Raw genomic sequence first — 20,092 nt, 5'->3', positions numbered from 1 at the left:
CACCGGTAATTCACCAGCTCCTACCGGGTAGTCGGGCAGCGTGATAGGCACCACGTCCGCAACCGGCTAGGGTGCCTTTGTTGGCAGTTTGCTAATCAGAAAGGGATCACTGTGGAGATTTCGGGTTCCGCCGCCATCGTCACCGGAGGCGCGTCCGGCCTCGGTGCCGCCACCGCCAAGCGTCTGGCCGACGCGGGCGCCACCGTCTTCGGCCTGGACGTTCCGGCGTCCATCGAGCGCGCGGGCGACAATGTCCCCGCCGGTGTCACCCTGATCGCCGCCGATGTCACCAGCAACGACGAGGTCGCCGCCGCGATCGCCACCATCACCGAGGGCCCCGCGCCGCTGCGCATCGTGGTCAACTGCGCCGGTGTCGGCTGGGCCGGGCGCATCCTGTCCAAGAACGGCCCGCACGATCTGGAGCTGTTCCGCACGGTCATCACCGTGAACCTGCTCGGCACGTTCAACGTGATGCGCCTGGCCGCCGACGCCATCGCCAAGACCGAGCCGGTCGACGAGTACGGCCAGCGCGGCGTGGTGATCAACACCGCCTCGGTCGCCGCGTTCGAGGGCCAGATCGGCCAGATCGCCTACTCGGCCTCCAAGGGTGGCGTGCACGGCATGACCGTCCCCGCCGCGCGCGACCTGGCCCAGTTCGGCATCCGCGTGAACACCATCGCCCCCGGCATCATCGACACCCCGATGCTGGCCGGTGTCACCGAGGAGTACCGCAAGGGCCTCGAGGCCGGTGTCCCGTTCCCGTCGCGCCTTGGCCGCCCGGACGAGTACGCCCAGCTGGTGGAGTACATCGCCACCCACGATTACCTCAACGGCGAGACCATCCGCATGGACGGCGCGCTGCGCATGGCCCCGCGCTAGGTTGTGCTGCCGAACTGCCCGTCACCGGAACCGGTGGCGGGCAGTTCTTCTCATTCCGCCGGTACCGTTCCCACGCCGATCAGCGCGTTGGCGAACAGGGCGGTGTTCGGGCGGTAGGTGAAGCCCAGGTACTCGATGGCGGCCTCGGTGCGGCGCTGCCATTCCGCCTCGCCCACTTCGTGTCTGAGCACGGTGAGCGGCGCGCTGCTGCGGGTCATGGTGTCCCACAGGGATTCCGCGTTCGGGAAGTAGATCTCGGCGGTGTGCGGGCGGATGGTGACATCGTCGAAGCCCGCCGCGCGCATCTCCGCCTCGAAGACGGCCGGATTCTCCAGTTCGCGCGCGTCGGGCCGGGGCAGCGAGGTGTTCGGGTCGCCCGCGGTGAGCGCGCCGAACAGGGCACGCATCAGCGAGGAGTCGACGGCGGGTGCCCAGGCGGTGACCACCGCGGTGGCGCCGGGGCGAAGCACGCGGCGCAGTTCGGCGAAACCGCGCGCACGGTCGGGGAAGAACATCAGGCCGAACAGTGAGAAGCCCGCGTCGAAACTCGCGTCGGCGTAGGGCAGTTCCTGGCCGTCGCCGACCTCGGCGGTGATGGTGGTGTGCCCGGCGAGTTCGGCCGCGGCGGTGAGCTGTTCGATCATCGGCGCCGACAGATCGATAGCGCTCACCTTCGCGCCCCGCGCGGCCGCGGCCAGGCTCAGCAGCCCGGTACCCGCCGCCACGTCGACGATCTCGCTCTCCGGACCGAGGCCGACGTGCTCGAGCGCGTGCGCCGCGAACGGGCCGAGCACCGGCTCGCTCGTCTGCGCGTAGCCCTCGGCCACCAGATCCCACGGTCCCGCCGCGACCGGCGTCTCCTCCGACATACGCGATCGTTCCTCTCGCACACCACCGACAATCGTTGCCCACACTACGTTTTCGCGCGCGGTGCGTCAGATCGCCCGGGCGAAGGTGATCAGCGCGCGGCCCGGACCGTTGTAGTCGGCGACCGGGCCGACGACGGTGAAGCCGAGGCTGCGGTGGAAATCGATGGAGGTGAAGTTGGCCGGTGAGGTGATCGCGTGCACCTGCGCGCGGCCGTCGGCCCTGGCGATCTCGAAGAACCGGTCGTAGAGGGTGCGGCCGAGCCCGGCCTTGCGGGCGTCCGGGCGCACGGCCACGAAATGGATGTAGGCCGTGCGGGGTTGGGAGGGCGAGCCGAAACCCACCAGGAAACCGGAGATCCCGTCCTCGTCGGCGGCGACCAGGCTGGTCCGGTGGAAGTGGTCGAGGAACATCCTGGGCAGGTTCTGCACGACCGTGCGCCCCCACCAGTTGTCGACCACCGCGATCAGATCGTCGTAATCATCGGGACGTGCCCGCCGGATCTCGTGCCCCGCCATGTGTTCATGGTGCCGGGAAACGCCGCGGTCGGCACGGTGGTTCCCGGTGACCGGTGCGCGGCTGTGACCGGGGCGTGGTGCCCGGCGGACCGGGCACCACGCGCTGTCAGACCGTGCGGGTCAGGCGCTCGGTGAGCAGCTGGGCGAAGCGGGAGGGGTCCTTGAGTTCGCCGCCCTCGGCGAGAACCGCGGTGCCGTAGAGCAGTTCGGCGGTCTCGGCCAGCTCGGGGACCTTGCCCTCGTCGGCATCGGACTTGCGCGCGTCGTAGGCGTCGCGCAGGCCGGTGACCAGCGGGTGGGTCGGGTTGAGCTCGAGGATGCGCTTGGACTCCGGCAGCGCCTGGCCCGAGGCGCGGTACATGCGCTCGAGCATGGGGGTGAAGTCGAAGACGTCACCGACCAGGCAGGCGGGCGAGGTGGTGAGCCGGTTGGTCAGGCGCACCTCCTTGGCCACCTCGTCGAGGGTCTTGCCCAGCCAGGTGAGCAGGTCGGCGAAGTCCTTGTCCTGCTGCTCGCGCAGGGCTTCGGTCTCCTTCTTCTCGTCCTCGGTCTCCAGGTCGACCTCGCCCTTGGCGATGGACTGGAACTTCTTGCCGTCGAACTCCGGCACCGAGCCGACCCACATCTCGTCGACCGGATCGGTGAGCACCAGCACCTCGAGACCCTTGGCCTTGAACGCCTCCAGGTGCGGCGAGTTCTCCACCTGCGCACGGCTTTCGCCGGTCATGTAGTAGATGGCGTCCTGGCCGTCCTTCATCCGCTCGACGTACTGCGCCAAGGTGGTGAGCTCGGACTCCGAGGCGGTCGAGGCGAACGACGAGACGGTGAGCAGGGTTTCGCGGTTGTCGGTGTCGGAGAGCAAGCCCTCCTTGAGGACCCGGCCGAACTGCGACCAGAAAGTCTGGTACCTGGTCTGGTCCTCGGCGCCCTGCAGATCCTTGACCGTGGAGAGCACCTTCTTGACCAGGCGCTTGCGGATCATCTGGATCTGGCGGTCCTGCTGCAGGATCTCGCGCGAGACATTGAGCGAGAGGTCCTGCGCGTCCACCACACCCTTGACGAAGCGCAGGTATTCGGGCATCAGCTCTTCGCAGTTGTCCATGATGAACACCCGGCGCACGTAGAGCTGCACGCCGCGCTTGTGCTCGCGGGTGAACAGGTCGAACGGCGCGGTGGACGGGATGAACAGCAGCGCCTGGTATTCGAAGGTGCCCTCGGCCTTCATCGGGATGATCTCGAGCGGCTCGTCCCAGGCGTGGCTGACGTGGTGGTAGAACTCCTTGTACTCCTCGTCGGAGACCTCCGAGCGCGGGCGCGTCCACAGCGCCTTCTGCGAGTTGAGGGTCTGGTCCTCGACGATGGTCTTCTCGACCTTGTCCTCGCCCTCGCCCTCCATCACCGTGCGCTCGACCTGCATGCGGATCGGCCAGGCGATGAAGTCGGAGTATTTGCGGACGATCTCGCGCAGCTTCCATTCCTGCGTGTAGTCGAAGAGGTGATCGTCCTCGTCGGCCGGCTTGAGCTCGAGCGTCACCGAGGTGCCCTGCGGCGCGTCGGCGAGGGTGTCGATCTCGTAGGTGGAACTGCCCGCGGCGGCGCTCCAGCGGGTGCCCTCGGCCTCGCCCGCCTTGCGGGTGGTCAGGGTGACCCGGTCGGCGACCATGAAGGTGGAGTAGAAACCGATGCCGAACTGGCCGATCAGCTCCTCGGCGGCGGCATCGGACTTCACCTCGGTGAGCTTGCGGCGCAGCTCGGCGGTGCCGGACTTGGCGAGGGTGCCGATCAGATCGATCACCTCCGCGCGGGACATGCCGATGCCGTTGTCGCGGACGGTCAGGATGCGCTTGTCGGCGTCGACCTCCAGCTCGATGTGCAGATCGGCGGTGTCGGCGACCAGATCCTTGTCCTGGAACGTGGCCAGCTTCAGCTTGTCCAGTGCGTCGGAAGCGTTCGAGATCAGCTCCCGCAGGAACGTGTCTTTGTTGGAGTAGACCGAGTGGATCATCAGCTCCAGCAGCTGATGGGTCTCGGCCTGGAACTCGAGGGTTTCGACATGCTCAGTCACGCCCGCGATTTTATTACCGTCCGAAATCCGGGAGGGCGGGAACCTCGTCGGCGGCTCGGTGGGTCATCCAGTCGCGCAGGACCTGGGTGGCGCGGACGTCGTCTTCGTTGTATTCGAGCAGGCGGGTGCGCTGGGTGAGGTCGCTGGGGGCGTCGTAGCCGACGGCGCGGCGGTACCAGCCCATAGACGCCTCGCCGCTGGCCTCGGCGTCGCGCCAGTGGAAGCCGGCGACCGGGGCGATCTTCTTCAGGCCCTTGCCGTTGGGGCAGATGAACTGTTCGGTGACGGCCTGGAACATGTCGACCCATTCGATCGAGTCGACGAAGGCGCGGACCTGCTCGTGGGTGGGCACGCCGGGCATGCCGGCGAAGCGGCGAGCCGACTCGTAGAGCCACTTGTCCTCGGCGGTGCGCGAATAGCAGTAGGCGGCAAAGGTTTTGCCCGCCGCGTGGGCCTGTGCGCGGACCTCCATCAGCCACGTCCAGAACTCGCCGAAGGAACGGCCCTCGTCGGTGGTGGGCAGCGGGTCCCAGGTGAGGAAGGGGCGGTAGACGCCGTCGAGCAGGGTGCCCCACAGGTAGGCGCCGTCTTCCTGGTAGCTCTCCAGGTCGACGTCGACCTCCACGTCGGCGCGGCGCACGCTCACCTGCTCGAAGCGGCGCACCAGCGGCGCGCCCGCGATCCAGGCGCGCGCGGTGACCACCGCCTCGTCGAACGGGCCGTGCTGCCAGTCCTCCGGGTCCTCGCCCTCCCAGGCGGCCAGTTCGTCGATGGTCTGCACGCCGTGCCCGCGCAGCACCTCGGCCCGCGAACCCGGCGCCACCAGGCTCACATCCCGCATGATCGCCAACTGCCCCTCACAGCTCGGCGAGCCCTCCGGGCCACGCACCCACCACGGGCACTGCCTGCATTCGGGCACCTTGGACGGCTGGGTGGGCAGGTCGCCGCGCACCACCGCGATGCGGTCGGCGTAGCGCTGGTCGTAGTCGGCCAGCACGGTGGTGAGGTCGTGCACGAGGATGCGGTCGAAGGCCAGGCCGATGGCGCCGCCGACCAGGGCGGGGCCGGCCATGCCGTAGCGCTGCAGCATCCGGTACAGATGCGCGAGGCGCTGCTGGTCGCGCGGTTGCGGGCGCAGCTTCACGTGTTTGTCGCGGCGCGGGGCCCAGCGGAACAGGTCGGAGGTGAGGGGGTGGAAATCGGCCGGGTCGGGACGGCGCGGGTCGGTGACCTTGTGGTTGACCACGATGATCGGGATGTATCCGCCGCGCTCGGCATCGCGCAGCAGGAACTCCACGCCACCGCGACGGCCGGTGTCGGCCTCCTGCGGCAGCAGCGCGCCCCAGATGCGCGGCACGCCCGCCTCGAGGGCGCCCATCGTCGCGGCGACCCGCTCGGCCGCGCGCAGCCCCGGGTCGATCACCACCCACTCGTCGGGGGCGGCCGCGACCAGTTCGTCGCGCACCTTGGCCCGGTGCGCGGTGGCGGCCTCGCGGCGCTGCTGCACGCCAGGGTCCTCGCGCACCTCGGCGAGCAGCTCGGGATGCTGGGCGTCCAGGTGCAGGCGGTGCCTGCACCCGATCAGCGAGCGCGCGTCCAGGAAGGCGCCGCGCGATCGCGGCTCGGCACCTCGATCGGGCGCAGCGGAAGCGGGGGCCGGGCATCGCACCGGCCCGCCGTCGAAGTCGTCCTCGGCTGCACGCACGCAAGCAGTATGGTCCCTCCCCCCGACACAATGCCCAATCGCTACCCTCATCCCACTACGCTACGAAGTACGGCAGGCCACCGCGCGGTGGTGCTGCCTCATGACTTGGCGAGCATGACGGAGGGCCTGATCTCATGGGGTTGTTCAGCAAGCGTAAGCGGCGTCCCAGCCGGCGCGCGGAGGCGAAGGCGCTCAAGCACAAGGCCGCCGTGGAGGCGAAGCTGACCGCCAAGAACGAGCGCAAGGCCGCCAAGGCGGGCGAGCGCACCAGCCGCAAGGCGGTCAAGGCGCAGGCCCGCACCGACGCCAAGGTGGCCAAGGCGCAGATCGCGACGCTGCAGGCCGAGGAGAAGGCCGCCCAGAAGGTGGCGGCCAAGGCCGACCGCGAGCTGTTCAGCGCGGCCCAGATCCGCAAGTACATCGGTGTCGCGCGGGTGCTCATCCCGGTGCTGGCCCCGCTGGCCTACCGCGGCGCGACCTTCGTGCGCGGGCAGCTCGACGCGCGCAAGGCCCAGCAGCTGGGCATCGGCCTGGACCAGCTCGGCGAGTTCAGCGGGCACGGCGCGCGGCTGCAGGCGCGCATCACCAACACCGAGACCGCGCTGGACAAGATCGCCGGCGACGCCCCCGGTGACGCCGACACGAAGAAGTTCGTCGAGGCGGCCCGCTCCCGGCTGACCGATCTCAACGTCGCGGTGAACACCGCCGAGCAGATGCCAGCGCCGCGCCGCAAGGCCGTGCACGCCTCCATCTCGGCCGAACTGTCCGTGCTCGAGAACGACGCGCTCGCCCGTCTCGGCGTGCGCTGATCCCGTCGTGACCACGCCACAGCTCACCGCCCGCCTGCGCGGTGGTGGCTGTGGCGTCCTCGTCGGCGCGCTCGCTGTCGCCGCGCACGGGATCGGCGGTGGCGGGGTGCCGCGCTCGGCGGAAATCGGGCTGCTGCTGGTGGTTTCGCTGGCGGCGGGGTTGTTCGCCGGTGGCACACGCTCGACCACCGCCGGACGCCTTGCGGCACCGGCGGATTCCGCTGTCCATCGCGCGCTGCGAACTCCCGGCGCGCGGATCGGCGCGGCATTGCTGGGCGGACAGTGGGTCGGCCACTTCGCCCTCTCGATGACGCTGGACCACCACGGCGATCTGCTCCACCTGCCCGGCACGCCGATGATCGCGGCGCATCTGCTCGCCGCCTTCGCCTGCGCCGCACTGATTCTCGCCGCCGAGCGGCTGTATCTCGTTGCCTCGAGCACCCTTCGGGCCGTGCTCGGCACTCCGGTCTCCCCCGTCGGCGCGCGTCTCGTGCGCTGGACCGGCTCCCCCGCCGCCCCGCGCGGCGCCCGTCCGAGAGGCGCGCACGCTCCGCGCGCACCGCCCCTGTTCGCCTGATCTCCCCGACATCAGATCTCTTCGGACAGAAGGCAATTCCATGCACAACTTCATCATCCGTGGCACCGGCACGGCGGCCCTCGCGGCCGGGCTGGTCCTGGCCGCCTGCGGAACGGCCGCCGCACACGTCACCGTCGACGCGCCCGGCGCCGCCCAGGGCGGCTACACCGTGGCCACCTTCAAGGTGCCCACCGAATCCGAGACCGCCTCCACCACCGGACTGCGCGTCACGGTGCCCAACCTCAAGAGCGTGCGCACCGAGCCGCTGGCGGGCTGGACCGCGACGATCGAGCGCAACGACAAGGGCGAGGCGGTCGCGGCCGTCTGGACCGCCGACCCCGGCAGCAAGGGTGTCGGCCCCGGGCAGTTCCAGCGCTTCGTACTCTCCCTCGGCCCGCTGCCGAAGCAGGAGACGCTGACCTTCCCGGCCCAGCAGACCTACAGCGACGGCAAGGTCGTCGCCTGGGACCAGCCGAGCACCGGCGGCGCCGAACCCGAACACCCGGCGCCCTCGCTCACGCTGAGCGCCTCCGGCGGCGCCCATGGTGACGACCACCAGGTCGCGGCGGGCGATACCGCCGAGGACGGCACCGACTCGGTCGCCCGCTGGCTGGGCGGGATCGGCCTGGCACTGGGCCTGTTCGCCGCCGCGCTGGGCCTGGGCCTGGTCTTCCGTGGACGGCGCTCGTGATGCGCGTGGATCACTGCGCCCGCGCGCCCAAGACGCGCCGCGACAGCGCCGCACCCGATGTGGTCGCCGAGATCAACCGCTCGGCCCGCAGGCGGATCGCCGGGCGGGTGCTCACCGTGCTGCTGGCCGGGCTGTTCGCCTCGGTGTTCGCGGTGGCGGGGTTCGCGAGCGCGCACTCCGGGGCGGTGAGCAGCGTGCCGGAGAACGGTTCGACCGTCGAGGCCGGGCCCGCGCGCGCCAGCATCACCTTCAACGAGGAACTGCAGCAGAGCTTTCCGTCGCTGACGGTGGTCGGGCCCGACGGCAGGCTGTGGTCGAAGGGCAAGGCCAGCGTCGAGGGCAACACGGTGAGCGTGGAGCTGGGCGAGCTGGGGCCGGTGGGTGAGTACACGCTCGCGTTCCGGGTGACCTCGGCCGACGGTCATCCCGTGAGCGGCACGCGGACCTTCACACTGAGCAAGGCGGGTACCGGCACGCCGGGCCCGCGCCCCGGCGAGGACCAGGCCGAGGGCGGCGGCGACTCCGGCGGGATACCCGTGTGGGTGTTCATCGCCGGTGGCGTGGTGCTGTTCGGTGCCGGGCTCGCGGTGGCGCTGCTCGGTGGCCGGCGCGCGAAGTAGCCCACGATGACGATCGGTCGCCGGGAACCCGGGACGACGCCGCGGCAGTGGCGGGTCCTGGCGCCGGTCGTGGTGACCGCGCTGGCCGGGGTGCTGCTGGCCTGGGGCCTGCGCGGCGCGGGCGGGTTCCCCGGGGTGGCGTTCGCGCGCGTGGTCGCCGACGGCGCGGGCGCGGTGGTGTTCGGCCTGGCGGCGCTGCCCCGGCTCCAGGACCGGCTGACGGTGCGCTGGCGTCCACTGGCCGTGCTGGCCGGAGTCTGGTTCGCCGCGGAATTCACCGTGCTGGTGTGCGAGGCCGCCGAGATCGTCGGGGTGCCGGTGCGCTCGCTGGGCGCCGCCGAATTCGGCACCTTCCTGACCAGACTCAGCGGCGGGCAGATCGGCATCGCGATCCTGTTGTGCACCGGCGCGATCGCCTGCTACGCGGCGGTGGCCTTCCGCAGGCCGGAGTCGGCCTCGGCCGATCTGGTGCTGGTGTTCGCCGCCGTCGCGCTGGCGCTGCGCCCGATCACCGGACACATGTCCCAGCAGGCGTTCGGCTCGGTGCTGGCCGCGGTGCACGCGCTGGCCGCCGCCTGCTGGCTGGGGCTGCTGCTGGCGATGGCGGTGGTGTTGCGTACCCGCGGCGAATGGGCCGCGACGCTGCCGCGCTATTCGGCGCTGGCCGCGCCGCTGGTCGTCACCGTCGCGCTGACCGGCCTGATCGACGGACTGGTCCGGCTCGGCGGCCTCACCCCGCTGTGGACCAGCGGTTACGGGCGCATCCTGCTGGCGAAGATCGCGGTGCTGGTGGTGCTGGTCGGGCTGGGCTGGTGGTGGCGGCGCGGCTGGGTCGCCAGGGCCGCGAGTCACCGGGTGACGGCCGCGGATTCGCTGCGCAACGCCACGCTCGAGGTGGTGGTGATGGGGCTGGCCTTCGGCCTGGCCGCGACGCTGGCGGTCACCGCGTAGTCGCCTCCGTCACGTTCGCCCACAGCTCCGTTGGACGATGTACGAACCCCGCTAGAGTTGCGCTATGACCGAAGTGAGGATCGCCGAAGACTGCGCCGCGCCCGCCGAAACCGCGTTCGCCTTCATGAACGACTACCACAACCTGCCGAAGTTCTGGTACGGCCTGGAGTCCTTCACCCCGGTCACCGCGCAGACCGACGGTCTCGGCGCCACCTTCGACGGCAAGATGAAGATGGGCCCGGCCTCGCTGACCTCGCGGATCGAGGTCGTGGGCTGGGAGGAGAACCAGCTCATCGCCACTCGCTCGATCAAGGGCATCGAGATCGTCACCACCTTCCGGTTCCTGCCCAAGGGCCCCGAACTGTGCACGATCGACGCGGTCATCGATTTCTCCGTCGGCGGCGGACTCACCGGCAAGGTGCTGGCCAAGACCATCGAGCCGTTCATCAAGATCGCCGTGCAGCACACCACCGACGCGCTGCGCCGCGAGATCGAGAAGGCCCACCAGGCCGGAGTGTGAGAAGGACGGGTCCCACCTCGCCCGCCGGACCTGACACAATCGGCTCCATGACCGAATCAGCGAATGTTGTGGCCACCGCCGATCTGGCCGATGAGATCGGCCCCGAGATCCGCTCCTGCGATACCCAGTTCATCCAGTTCGGTGGCCGGGAAGCGTTCGCCGGACGGATCACCACGATCCGCTGCTTCCAGGACAACCTGCTGGTCAAGCAGACCCTGGGCGAGCCGGGCGAGGGCAAGGTGCTCGTCGTCGACGGCGGCGCCAGCGTGCACACCGCCCTGGTCGGCGACATCATCGCCGGTCGCGGCGTGGACAACGGCTGGGCCGGCGTGATCGTCAACGGCGCGGTGCGCGACTCGGCGATCCTGCGCACCCTCGATATCGGCGTCAAGGCGCTGGGCACCAACCCGCGCAAGAGCACCCAGACCGGCAGCGGCGAGAAGGACGTCACCGTCGAGTTCGGCGGCATCAGCTTCGTCCCCGGCGACATGCTCTACAGCGACCACGACGGCGTAGTAGTCCGCTCCGAAGACTGACCCAGCCGCGCACATCCCGACCTCGAGGAGGGATCGCCGACGAAGTCGGCGGTTCGCGCCCGTCCCGTCGATCAGGCGCCGTTGCGTACGCGACGAAGGAGCAAGCAACGGTGCCTGACCGGCGGCCCTCCAGGGGCCGCGACCTCGAGCGCGCCAGCGCTCCAAAACTACTGCTGGCCCTTGTTGATCTGCGGGGTCTGCGGGGCCTGGGCGGGCGTCTGCTGGGCCGGGTCGATCGCTGCCGCATTGTTGCCGGTGGGCAGCGCGTCCCCACGCATCGAGGCGCGGATCTGCTCGAGCTTGCTGTGCCCCGCCATCTGGATGCTGGCCTGCTGGACTTCCATCATCCGGCCCTGCACCGAGTTCTGGGCCAGTTCGGCGGCGCCGAGGGCGTCGGCGTAGCGGCGTTCGATCTTGTCGCGCACCGCGTCCAGGCTCGGGGTGGAGCCCGGCGCGGACAGGGTGGAGTCCATCCGCTGCAGCGAGGCCGAGACCTGTTCCTGCATCTTGGCCTGCTCGAGCTGGCTGAGCAGCTTGGTGCGCTCGGCGACCTTCTGCTGCAGCATCATCGCGTTCTGCTCGACCGCCTTCTTGGCCTGTGCGGCGGCCTGCAGCGACTGGTCGTGGAGCACCTTGAGGTCTTCCACCGACTGCTCGGCGGTGACCAGCTGCGCGGCGAACGCCTCGGCGGCGTTAGTGTACTGGATCGCCTTCTCGGTGTCGCCCGCGGCGGCCGCCTGGTCGGCCAGCGTGACGGCCTGCCGGGCGTTGGCGTTGAGCTTCTCGACCTCGTCGAGCTGACGGTTCAGCTTCATCTCCAGCTGACGCTGGTTGCCGATCACCGACGCCGCCTGCTGCGACAGCGCCTGGTGCTGACGCTGCGCCTCCTCGATAGCCTGCTGAATCTGGACCTTCGGATCCGCATGCTCTTCGATCTTGGAATCGAAGAGGGCCATCATGTACTTCCAGGCCTTCACGAACGGATTAGCCATCGATTGATCCCGCCTCCATCTGTGCGTCGCTCGTGCGACTGGTGGTACGCGACCGTCACGCACCAGATACGTGTTCATCCTTCACCATGCGGCACCCGGGCCGGACTGACCGGCCCGCTCGACGCCTGAGAAGAATCTATCCGTTCTCTCCAGCGGTGCGCAGCGTCTCGCGCGCCCGGGCGTGGGTTCGCCGCGTCACATTCCCTTCACCAGTACCAGCATCTCGGCACGGGGTGCCGGGATGACGATGCGGGTGTCCTCGGCGATACCGATGCGCGGGCCCTGCTCGGCGACCGCGCTGGCGGTGGCGGGCTCCTCGGTGGCGGCCGGTTCGGCGGGCGGCGCGGGTTCGGCCGCGACCTGCTCGTGGTCGGCGGCCGGGCCGGTCAGCGCGGGCTCGCGCGGGGCCGAGCCGTCGGCACCGGCCATGATGGTGCTCACGTCCCACAGCACCCGCGACAGCGGCACGTCCAGTGCCTCGCAGATGGCGGCGAGCAGTTCACTGGAGGCTTCCTTGCGGCCGCGCTCCACTTCCGACAGATAGCCGAGGCTCACGCGCGCCGAGGTGGACACCTCGCGCAGCGTTCGATGCTGGGCGAGACGCGCACGCCGCAGACTGTCCCCGATTGCCTCCCGCAGCAGCGTCATCTCGTTCTCCTCCACCTCGTGTCACCGCCGTGGCGGTGTTCACCTCTTTCTGGCACAACGTCGAGCACCGGCCGGTGGTTCCCGGCCGCGGCTAGTTCGTCGTCACACAGCGCAGCAACTCCCGCACCGCGCTGTGCACCGCACCGATTCTGATCGTCCATCGGTCACCGTGCAGTTTCAACCGGACCACTTCGCTGTGTCGTGGACCGGCCAATCCGAGGTATACCGTCCCGACCGGGTGCCCGTCCTGGGAATCGGGTCCGGCGACCCCGGTCAGCCCGACACCCCAGTCCGCGCCGCAGCGTTGCCGGGCACCCACCGCGAGCTGTTCGGCCGTGGACGCGGCGACCGGTCCGTCGCTGCGAAGGATCGTGTCGTCGACGCAGGCCAGGCCGTTCTTGAGGTCGGTCGCGTACACGATCAACCCACCGCGCAGCACCGCGCTGGCACCCGGTACTCCGGCCACGGTAGCCGCCAGCAGGCCCGCGGTCAGCGATTCGGCGGTAGCGACGGTCTGTCCCGCCCCGATCAGGGCTTCGACCAGTTCGGTGACCGGCGCGCCGCCGACGAGCGGATCGCTCACGAGCGGGACTCACCGCGCGCCCGGCCCCCGGCCACCCACAGCCGGACCGCCTGACCGACGTAGTCCAGTCCGGTGACCACCGTCAGCGCCACCGCCAGGTACATCAGCCACATGCCCGCGGTCTCGTAGGCGCCCGAGAGCGGCAACAGCAGCAGCGCGATGGCCACCGACTGCACCAGCGTCTTGAGTTTGCCGCCGCGGCCCGCCGGGATCACCCCGCGCCGCACGACCACCAGCCGCAGCAGCGTGATGCCGACCTCGCGACCGCAGATGACCAGGGTGATCCACCAGGGCAGATCGCCCAGGATCGACAGCGCGATCAGCGCCGATCCGATCAGCGCCTTGTCCGCGATCGGGTCGGCGAGCTTGCCGAAATCGGTCACCAGGCCGTATTTGCGGGCCAGTTGCCCGTCGAAGCGATCGGTGATCGCGGCCAGGCCGAAGATCGCGGCGGCCGCGACGCGCCAGCGGGTGTCGTGCCCGCCGCCGGCGAACAGCGCCAGCACGAACAGCGGGACCAGCACGATCCGCGCGATGGTCAGCACATTGGCGATGTTCAGCAGCGGGACGTGCTTGTCGGTGCGCTCGGACGCCGGAGGGTGCCCGTATCCCCGATCGATTTCCTCAGGTCGCACGCTCATGCTGTGACCATCCGGCAGGCTCGGGCGCTGTCCGTGGTTACGCAGACCGCCTCCTCCGCGCGCTGTGCTCTCATGCCCTGGCCCTCTCGGCATCCCCCGGCACTGCGCCGCCGTTCACAGAAGTCGCGCGCGGTTTGCTCGTGCGCGCGGCGCCGCGCGACCCGGTCGACGGGCCCGGCGCGATGCGGTGAGCGGATCGACAGGATGTGCGGCACATGTTCAGACTATCGGTAAGCGGGCCGACTACTGTGCACCCCATGACCTCACGGGGACCACTGGGTGGTTCGACCAGCGACGCGCACTCCGTCGCGCCCACTGTGGCGCCTGTCCCTGGTCTGGCCGTCCGACGAGCGCGAACCTCCGATGTCCCCGTGATCAAGCGCCTGGTCGACGAGTACGCCGGCCGCATCCTGCTGGAGAAGAACCTGGTCACCCTGTACGAGTCGGTGCAGGAGTTCTGGGTGGCCGAACTCGACGGGCAGGTCGTCGGATGTGGCGCGTTGCACGTGCTGTGGGCCGATCTGGGCGAGGTACGCACGGTGGCGGTGGATCCTGTCGTGAAGGGCCGCGGGGTGGGCGGCGCGGTGGTGGACCGGCTGGTCGCGGTCGCGCGGGACCTGCAACTGCAGCGGCTGTTCGTGCTGACCTTCGAGGTGGACTTCTTCGCCCGCCACGGTTTCGTCGAGATCGACGGCACGCCCGTCACCGCCGAGGTGTACGCCGAGATGTGCCGGTCCTACGACACCGGTGTCGCCGAGTTCCTCGACCTGAGTTATGTGAAGCCGAACACGCTCGGCAACACCCGCATGCTGCTGACCCTCTGACCGCAGTTCCCTCGCCAGAAAGTGATCGACGTGCCGATCTTCGCTGTCCACTACACCTACACCGAGGCCACCGCCGCCGACCGGGCGACCAACCGGCCTGAGCACCGCGCCTGGCTCGACGCCCTGGTCGACGCGGGCACCGTGCTGAGCAGCGGCCCCTACCCGGACGGGACGGGCGCGCTGCTGATCTTCCGCGGGGACGACGAGCCCTCGCTCACCGAACTGCTCACCGAGGACCCGTTCGCGAAGCTCGGTCTGATCGAGGCCGTGCGCGTGGTCGAGTGGCTGCCGGTGATGGGCGCCTTCGCCGGTTGATCCCCGACACAGCACTGCCCGGAACCGGTCCAGGTTCCGGGCAGTGTGCGTTCAGGCGGCGGTGCGGCGGGTGCGCAGCAGGCTCGCCACGGTGGCGACGACCAGGATGCCGATGATGACCCCCAGCGAGACCGCCGTGGAGATCTCCGGGACGCTGACGTGCTCGCCACCGTTGATGAACGGCAGCGTGTTCTCGTGCAGCGCGTGCAGCACCAGCTTGATGCCGATGAAGGCCAGGATCGCGGCCAGCCCGTAGGACAGGTAGACCAGGCGATCGAGCAGGCCACCGATCAGGAAGAACAGCTGCCGCAGACCCATCAGGGCGAAGGCGTTGGCGGTGAACACCAGGTACGGCTGTTCGGTGAGGCCGTAGATCGCCGGGATGGAGTCCAGCGCGAACAGCAGGTCGGCGAAGCCGATGGCCAGCAGCGCCAGCAGCAGCGGTGTCACCACCCGGCGGCCGTCGATCCTGGTGACGAGCTTGTCGCCGTCGTACTGGTCGGTGGTGGGCAGGATGCGCTTGGCCAGCGCGACGATGCGGCTGTCGCGTTGCTCCTCGTGTTCGACCTCGTGCCCGCTCTCGCGCAGCAGCTTGACCGCGGTGAAGATCAGGAACGCGCCGAACAGGTAGAACACCCAGCTGAACGCGCTGATCGCGGCCGCGCCGACGGCGATGAAGACACCGCGCATGACCAGTGCCAGCACGATGCCGATCAGCAGCACCTTCTGCTGGTAGATCCGCGGCACCGCGAAGGTGCTCATGATGATCAGGAAGATGAACAGGTTGTCCACCGAGAGGGCTTTCTCGGTGACGAAACCGGCGTAGTACTCGCCGGCGAAGGTGCCGCCCCACTTCCAGGCGACGAACAGGCCGAACAGCAGGGCCAGGCCGATGTAGACGGCCGACCAGAGCCCCGATTCCTTGAAGGTCGGTTCGTGCGGGGTGCGCACATGGGCGAAGAAGTCGAAGACGAACAAGCCGAGGATCACCACACCGGTGATCACCCACTCGAGCGTGGTCACCTGCATGTGGTGGTCCGATCGATGAAGTTCATGCCGCCCATCATGCCTGAAATGTCCGTTTCAGTCGCGTTGCGGAACAATTGCCCGTCATGATTTCACACACAACCCCGCCGACCCGCACATGGGCCGTCCGGCGCGCGGAAAATCCGTTTCGCCGCACCGTGCCGCCTTGCTACGGTCGGTGCATCGTCGACCACCACCGGCACCCCCGAAAGGAGCCAGCCGTGCAGGAATCCACCGCGCAGTACGAACGCCGTGTCGACATGCCCGGGCTGATCCCGGGTCCCGCACGGTCGCAGCGCCTTTCGCACGCCCGCTGACCGGGCACCCTCCCGCCCCGATCCGGGCACTCCCCACGACGTAGGCCCCCGCTACGGTCCCTCCTCGTTCGTCGCCGTCCACTCCCGGCACGGTCAGAGCAAACCCGGCACCCCACGTCGATCGAGCGCGCGCCGAACCTACTCGTCCCCGGCGCCACCACGGATCGAGAACAGCAGCCCGTCGAGTTCGTCGGGCTTGATCAGCACATCGCGTGCCTTGGACCCTTCGCTGGGACCCACGACGCCGCGGGTCTCCATCAGGTCCATCAGTCTGCCCGCCTTGGCGAAGCCGACGCGCAGCTTGCGCTGCAGCATCGAGGTGGAACCGAACTGCGAGGTGACGACCAGTTCCACGGCCTGCAGCAGCACGTCCATATCGTCGCCGATATCGGGATCGACGTCCTTGGCCTCGCCCTGCTTGGCGGCGGTGACGCCCTCCTGGTACTCCGGCTCGGCCTGGGTCTTGCTGAACTCCACGACCGCGTGGATCTCCTCGTCGGAGATGAACGCGCCCTGCAGACGGGTCGGCTTGCCCGCGCCCATCGGCAGGAACAGGCCGTCGCCCATGCCGATCAGCTTCTCCGCGCCCGGCTGGTCCAGGATGACGCGCGAGTCGGTGAGCGAGGAGGTGGCGAAGGCCAGCCGCGAGGGCACATTGGTCTTGATCAGGCCGGTGACCACGTCCACCGAGGGGCGCTGGGTGGCCAGCACCAGGTGGATGCCCGCCGCACGGGCCTTCTGGGTGATCCGCACGATCGCGTCCTCGACATCGCGCGGGGCGGTCATCATCAGATCCGCGAGCTCGTCGACGATGGCCAGGATGTAGGGATAGGGCCGGTAGACGCGTTCGCTGCCCAGCGGGGCGGTGATCTGGCCCGACTTCACCTTCTTGTTGAAGTCGTCGATGTGGCGCACCTTGTTGGCCTGCATGTCCTGATAGCGCTGTTCCATCTCCTCCACCAGCCAGGCCAGCGCGGCGGCGGCCTTCTTGGGCTGGGTGATGATGGGCGTGATCAGGTGCGGAATGCCCTCGTAGGGGGTGAGCTCCACCATCTTCGGGTCGATCAGGATCATCCTGACCTCCTCGGGGGTGGCCCGGTGCAGCAGCGAGACCAGCATCGAGTTCACGAAGCTGGACTTACCCGAACCGGTGGAACCCGCCACCAGCAGATGCGGCATCTTGGCCAGATTCGCCGAGACGAACTCGCCCTCGATGTTCTTGCCGAGGCCGATCACCAGCGGATGGTGGTCGTTGCGGGTGTGCGGCGACTTGAGCACGTCGGCCAGGCGCACCAGTTCCCGATCGGAATTGGGCACCTCGATGCCCACGGCCGATTTGCCCGGGATGGGCGCGAGCAGGCGCACGTTCTCGGTGGCCACCGCGTAGGCCAGGTTGCGGGCCAGCGCGGTGATCTTCTCGACCTTGACGCCCGGACCCAGTTCCACCTCGTAGCGGGTGACCGTCGGGCCGCGCACGAAACCGGTGACCGCGGCGTCGATCTTGAACTGCACCAGCACCTCGGTGATCGCCTCGATCATCGATTCGTTGGCGGCCGAGCGCTTCTTGGGGGGATCGCCGTCGAGCAGCAGCGTCAGCGGGGGCAGGGTGTAGTCGCCGTCGACCACCCGGTCGGTGACGAACTCCGGTTCCGCCGGGGCGGGCGGGGTCTGGTCGACGACCTTGGCGGGCGGGCGCTTGCGCGCCGGTTTCGGCGCGGGTTCCGGCGCCGGGGGCATGTCGTCGAGGCCGAGTTGTTTGGCCTCGCGCAGCGGCGGTTCGCCCAGCGATTCGGTGACCGCGTCGGAGCCGCCGAACTCGTCGGGCGGGTAGTTGTCGTCGGGGGTGCGGCCGCGGCGACGGGTGCGCGGGCGGTGCACCGGGAAACCGTCGGCGTCGTAGTCGGCCGGATCGTAGGGGTCCTCGGCGTGCTCACCCAGGCCGAAGTACTCGCGCAGCCGCGCGGGCGCCTCGCGCACCGTGGTGCCGGTGAGCAGCAGCACACCGAACACCATGGCCAGCAACAGGATCGGCAGGGCCAGCCACGGCGTCAGGCCCTGACCGAGTGGTCCGCCGACGGCGTAGCCGAGAATGCCCGCGGCCTCGGCCCTGCCGCGCGCGTCGGTGGGTGAGCCCGCCGCCAGATGCCAGATGCCCAGCGCGGGGGCGATGACCAGGAGTCCGCCGAGCACCAGGCGCGGGCGGATCTCGGGATGTGGTTCGGTGCGCATGAGGATCACCGCGAGACCGACCAGCAGGATCGGAGCCAGGACCGCGGCCGACCCGGCGATGGCGCGCACGACGTCTTCGAGGAACCGGCCGACCGGCCCGCCCGCCGACAACCACATGGCCGCGGCGATGATCACGCTCAACGCGATGAGCGCCAGCCCTATCCCGTCGCGCCGGTGCCCGTGTTCGAGATCGCCGGCCCGGCTCAGCGTGCGGGTGGTGGCCCCGACGCCGCGCGCGAGCATGTTCCAGCCGTTGCGGATGCCGCGGCCGATCACCGCGGGCGGCGCGGTGGGTGAGGCCTTCTTGACGGGCCTGCGGACGGGGGTGGTGCGCCCACGCGGCGCCGACGACGCTCGCGGAGTCGCCGAACGGGATCGCGCCGCCGGCGTCTGCCCCCGGCTCGATCCCGCCCGCGCACGAGAGGTCGTGGTGCTGCGGGACTTACCTGCCATGACCATCAGGCTAGCCGCTCGGGCCCCGTCCGGACCATCCGCAACACTGGCCACACCCCTCCCGACCGGGGTCTTCGCAGGTCGCGGGGCCCCGGTCACCGCGGGGAAACACCGATCCGGACCGCGTTTCGCGGCGGGCCGCTTACGGAATGCTTACCGATCACTGATGTTTCGGGCATTCCGGGCGTCGAGTGGCTGGCGCTGGACGCGACCGGCTGGGTACCTTGACTGCGCTCCATCGGGCCGAGTCGGCCCGTGCTTACGAAGGGGAAGCAACACGTGAAGAGAATGCTCACCAGTGCCGCCGTCCTGGCGACGACCACCGCGGCGCTGTTCGCAGGGCATATCGCCCCGGCCCAGGCACAGTCGGGGAACTACTACGGCGCCATCGCCGCCAACGTACGCGCGGGTGTCTACGGCTACGCGCAGGACTACGGCAGCTACGGCGAGGCCAGGCAGGGCGCGCTGGACGCGTGCATCCGGGGTGGGGGCGGCGGCGGGTGCGCCGTGAAGGTGTCCTACCGCAACGGCTGTGGCGCGATCTCGATCTCGCGCGGCTGGTGGGGATTCGGCGCCGCGTCGACCGTCGGTGGCGCCAAGCAGGAGGCGCTCAACGCCAATCCGGGCAATGCCTGGATCAAGCACTGGAACTGCACCAGCAACCACTCGCTCTGACCGACGACGACCAGCCGGGCCCCGCGCCCGGCGCCGACAGACTTAGGGATATCCGTGCGTAACCGTTCCATGAAGACCGCCGTAGCCGTGCTGGCCACCCTCGCCGCCCTCGGCCTCACCGCCTGCAGTTCCTCCGACGACACCGCGAGCGGCGCGGGTGCGACCACCACCGCCGCGGGCGACCAGTTCGAGACCGGCGACACCGCGCCCGGCAAGGAGGAGGGCACCGAGCCCTCGGCCACCACCCCGCCGAACCTGCCCAAGCCCACCGCCGAGGAGCTCAACGCCCGGCTGAACAAGGCGCTGGCCGGTCAGCTGACCAAGGACGAGAAGAAGACCTACATCGAGGACGCCGACCAGGACCCGATGCTGGTCGACAAGTTCGTCGACGCGGCCAAGAAGAACAATGTCACCGTCGCCATCACCACCGTCGGCGAGCCGGCCAACGGCAAGCTGCGCGCCGACGCCGATGTGACCATCGACGGCAGCAAGGTGGAGAACGCCTTCGTCGAGTTCGTCGCCGAGGACGACTCGTGGAAGGTCTCGCACGTGTTCGCCTGCAACATCGTGAAGTCGGCGAAGCTGGACTCCGCGGCCTGCCAGGCCTGATCCGGTCAAGACGAGAACCGCCGGGTGACAGTGTCACCCGGC

The 20,092-nt window shown here is 69.6% G+C and carries 21 protein-coding genes and 1 pseudogene; 12 read left to right on the top strand and 10 right to left on the bottom strand.

What is annotated here, in order from left to right:
• Nucleotides 1–111 precede the first annotated feature (111 nt).
• Nucleotides 112–879: an SDR family NAD(P)-dependent oxidoreductase gene (locus ACWEMY_RS07190; protein ID WP_278260850.1), complete on the top strand. Its 768-nt coding sequence runs from the start codon at nucleotides 112–114 to the stop codon at nucleotides 877–879.
• Nucleotides 880–929: 50 nt separating this feature from the next.
• Here ACWEMY_RS07190 and ACWEMY_RS07185 read toward each other — a convergent pair whose 3' ends face one another.
• From ACWEMY_RS07185 to ACWEMY_RS07170, 4 genes and pseudogenes are all read right to left on the bottom strand, one after another.
• Nucleotides 930–1,748 carry a class I SAM-dependent methyltransferase gene (locus ACWEMY_RS07185; protein ID WP_375932260.1) on the bottom strand — a complete coding sequence of 273 codons (819 nt, stop codon included), beginning with the start codon at nucleotides 1,746–1,748 and terminating at the stop codon, nucleotides 930–932.
• Nucleotides 1,749–1,814: 66 nt separating this feature from the next.
• A pseudogene (locus ACWEMY_RS07180) lies at nucleotides 1,815–2,273 on the bottom strand (N-acetyltransferase family protein); the annotation flags it as partial.
• A 97-nt stretch (nucleotides 2,274–2,370) separates the two neighbouring features.
• Complete coding sequence (gene htpG / locus ACWEMY_RS07175; RefSeq protein WP_452389250.1) at nucleotides 2,371–4,329, bottom strand: molecular chaperone HtpG; 1,959 nt, start codon at nucleotides 4,327–4,329, stop codon at nucleotides 2,371–2,373.
• A 13-nt stretch (nucleotides 4,330–4,342) separates the two neighbouring features.
• A complete protein-coding gene (locus tag ACWEMY_RS07170; protein ID WP_452389309.1) occupies nucleotides 4,343–5,929 on the bottom strand; it encodes a TM0106 family RecB-like putative nuclease in 1,587 nt (528 codons plus the stop codon).
• A 239-nt stretch (nucleotides 5,930–6,168) separates the two neighbouring features.
• Between ACWEMY_RS07170 and ACWEMY_RS07165 the strand changes: the two genes are divergently transcribed.
• The 7 genes from ACWEMY_RS07165 to rraA all read left to right on the top strand — a co-directional run bounded on the left by ACWEMY_RS07165 (nucleotide 6,169) and on the right by rraA (nucleotide 10,738).
• Nucleotides 6,169–6,843, top strand: a complete 675-nt coding sequence (locus ACWEMY_RS07165) for a DUF6474 family protein (protein ID WP_375932248.1) — start codon at nucleotides 6,169–6,171, stop codon at nucleotides 6,841–6,843.
• Nucleotides 6,844–6,850: 7 nt separating this feature from the next.
• Nucleotides 6,851–7,420 carry a hypothetical protein gene (locus ACWEMY_RS07160; RefSeq protein ID WP_452389249.1) on the top strand — a complete coding sequence of 190 codons (570 nt, stop codon included), beginning with the start codon at nucleotides 6,851–6,853 and terminating at the stop codon, nucleotides 7,418–7,420.
• A 40-nt stretch (nucleotides 7,421–7,460) separates the two neighbouring features.
• On the top strand, nucleotides 7,461–8,111 hold the full coding sequence (locus tag ACWEMY_RS07155; RefSeq protein ID WP_452389248.1) for a YcnI family copper-binding membrane protein: 651 nt from the start codon (nucleotides 7,461–7,463) through the stop codon (nucleotides 8,109–8,111).
• Between the two features lie 95 nt (nucleotides 8,112–8,206).
• The gene (locus tag ACWEMY_RS07150) at nucleotides 8,207–8,731 is read left to right on the top strand and encodes a copper resistance CopC family protein (RefSeq protein WP_375935587.1); all 525 of its coding nucleotides are present in this window, start codon (nucleotides 8,207–8,209) and stop codon (nucleotides 8,729–8,731) included.
• 6 nt (nucleotides 8,732–8,737) lie between these two features.
• Nucleotides 8,738–9,682: a copper resistance D family protein gene (locus ACWEMY_RS07145; protein WP_452389247.1), complete on the top strand. Its 945-nt coding sequence runs from the start codon at nucleotides 8,738–8,740 to the stop codon at nucleotides 9,680–9,682.
• A 64-nt stretch (nucleotides 9,683–9,746) separates the two neighbouring features.
• Entirely contained in the window at nucleotides 9,747–10,202 is a 456-nt protein-coding gene (locus ACWEMY_RS07140; RefSeq protein ID WP_375932236.1) for an SRPBCC family protein, read from the top strand.
• Nucleotides 10,203–10,249: 47 nt separating this feature from the next.
• On the top strand, nucleotides 10,250–10,738 hold the full coding sequence (gene rraA / locus ACWEMY_RS07135; RefSeq protein WP_452389246.1) for a ribonuclease E activity regulator RraA: 489 nt from the start codon (nucleotides 10,250–10,252) through the stop codon (nucleotides 10,736–10,738).
• A 167-nt stretch (nucleotides 10,739–10,905) separates the two neighbouring features.
• Here the strand turns inward: rraA and ACWEMY_RS07130 are convergent, their stop codons facing one another.
• From ACWEMY_RS07130 to pgsA, 4 genes are all read right to left on the bottom strand, one after another.
• Complete coding sequence (locus tag ACWEMY_RS07130) at nucleotides 10,906–11,730, bottom strand: PspA/IM30 family protein (RefSeq protein ID WP_452389245.1); 825 nt, start codon at nucleotides 11,728–11,730, stop codon at nucleotides 10,906–10,908.
• A 195-nt stretch (nucleotides 11,731–11,925) separates the two neighbouring features.
• The gene (locus ACWEMY_RS07125; protein ID WP_375929126.1) at nucleotides 11,926–12,378 is read right to left on the bottom strand and encodes a helix-turn-helix domain-containing protein; all 453 of its coding nucleotides are present in this window, start codon (nucleotides 12,376–12,378) and stop codon (nucleotides 11,926–11,928) included.
• Nucleotides 12,379–12,469: 91 nt separating this feature from the next.
• Nucleotides 12,470–12,961, bottom strand: a complete 492-nt coding sequence (locus tag ACWEMY_RS07120; RefSeq protein WP_452389244.1) for a CinA family protein — start codon at nucleotides 12,959–12,961, stop codon at nucleotides 12,470–12,472.
• A complete protein-coding gene (gene pgsA, locus ACWEMY_RS07115) occupies nucleotides 12,958–13,602 on the bottom strand; it encodes a CDP-diacylglycerol--glycerol-3-phosphate 3-phosphatidyltransferase (RefSeq protein ID WP_452389243.1) in 645 nt (214 codons plus the stop codon). Before pgsA ends, ACWEMY_RS07120 begins: the two co-directional genes overlap by 4 nt.
• 257 nt (nucleotides 13,603–13,859) lie before the next feature.
• Here pgsA and ACWEMY_RS07110 point away from each other — a divergent pair, with 257 nt between their 5' ends.
• Complete coding sequence (locus ACWEMY_RS07110; protein WP_375929129.1) at nucleotides 13,860–14,426, top strand: amino-acid N-acetyltransferase; 567 nt, start codon at nucleotides 13,860–13,862, stop codon at nucleotides 14,424–14,426.
• Nucleotides 14,427–14,456: 30 nt separating this feature from the next.
• Nucleotides 14,457–14,741, top strand: a complete 285-nt coding sequence (locus ACWEMY_RS07105; RefSeq protein WP_452389242.1) for a YciI family protein — start codon at nucleotides 14,457–14,459, stop codon at nucleotides 14,739–14,741.
• Between the two features lie 51 nt (nucleotides 14,742–14,792).
• Here ACWEMY_RS07105 and ACWEMY_RS07100 read toward each other — a convergent pair whose 3' ends face one another.
• Together ACWEMY_RS07100 and ACWEMY_RS07095 are read right to left on the bottom strand one after the other, a co-directional pair.
• A complete protein-coding gene (locus ACWEMY_RS07100) occupies nucleotides 14,793–15,770 on the bottom strand; it encodes a TerC family protein (protein ID WP_375929131.1) in 978 nt (325 codons plus the stop codon).
• Between the two features lie 452 nt (nucleotides 15,771–16,222).
• Entirely contained in the window at nucleotides 16,223–18,766 is a 2,544-nt protein-coding gene (locus ACWEMY_RS07095; protein WP_452389241.1) for a DNA translocase FtsK 4TM domain-containing protein, read from the bottom strand.
• 288 nt (nucleotides 18,767–19,054) lie between these two features.
• On the opposite strand from ACWEMY_RS07095, the gene ACWEMY_RS07090 reads away from it, so the two are divergent.
• Together ACWEMY_RS07090 and ACWEMY_RS07085 are read left to right on the top strand one after the other, a co-directional pair.
• Entirely contained in the window at nucleotides 19,055–19,441 is a 387-nt protein-coding gene (locus ACWEMY_RS07090; protein ID WP_375929133.1) for a DUF4189 domain-containing protein, read from the top strand.
• A 54-nt stretch (nucleotides 19,442–19,495) separates the two neighbouring features.
• Complete coding sequence (locus ACWEMY_RS07085; RefSeq protein WP_375929134.1) at nucleotides 19,496–20,050, top strand: hypothetical protein; 555 nt, start codon at nucleotides 19,496–19,498, stop codon at nucleotides 20,048–20,050.
• Nucleotides 20,051–20,092: the final 42 nt, after the last annotated feature.

The organism is Nocardia sp. NPDC004415, assembly GCF_053602435.1.
This window is presented reverse-complemented; position numbering and strand designations above follow the sequence as displayed.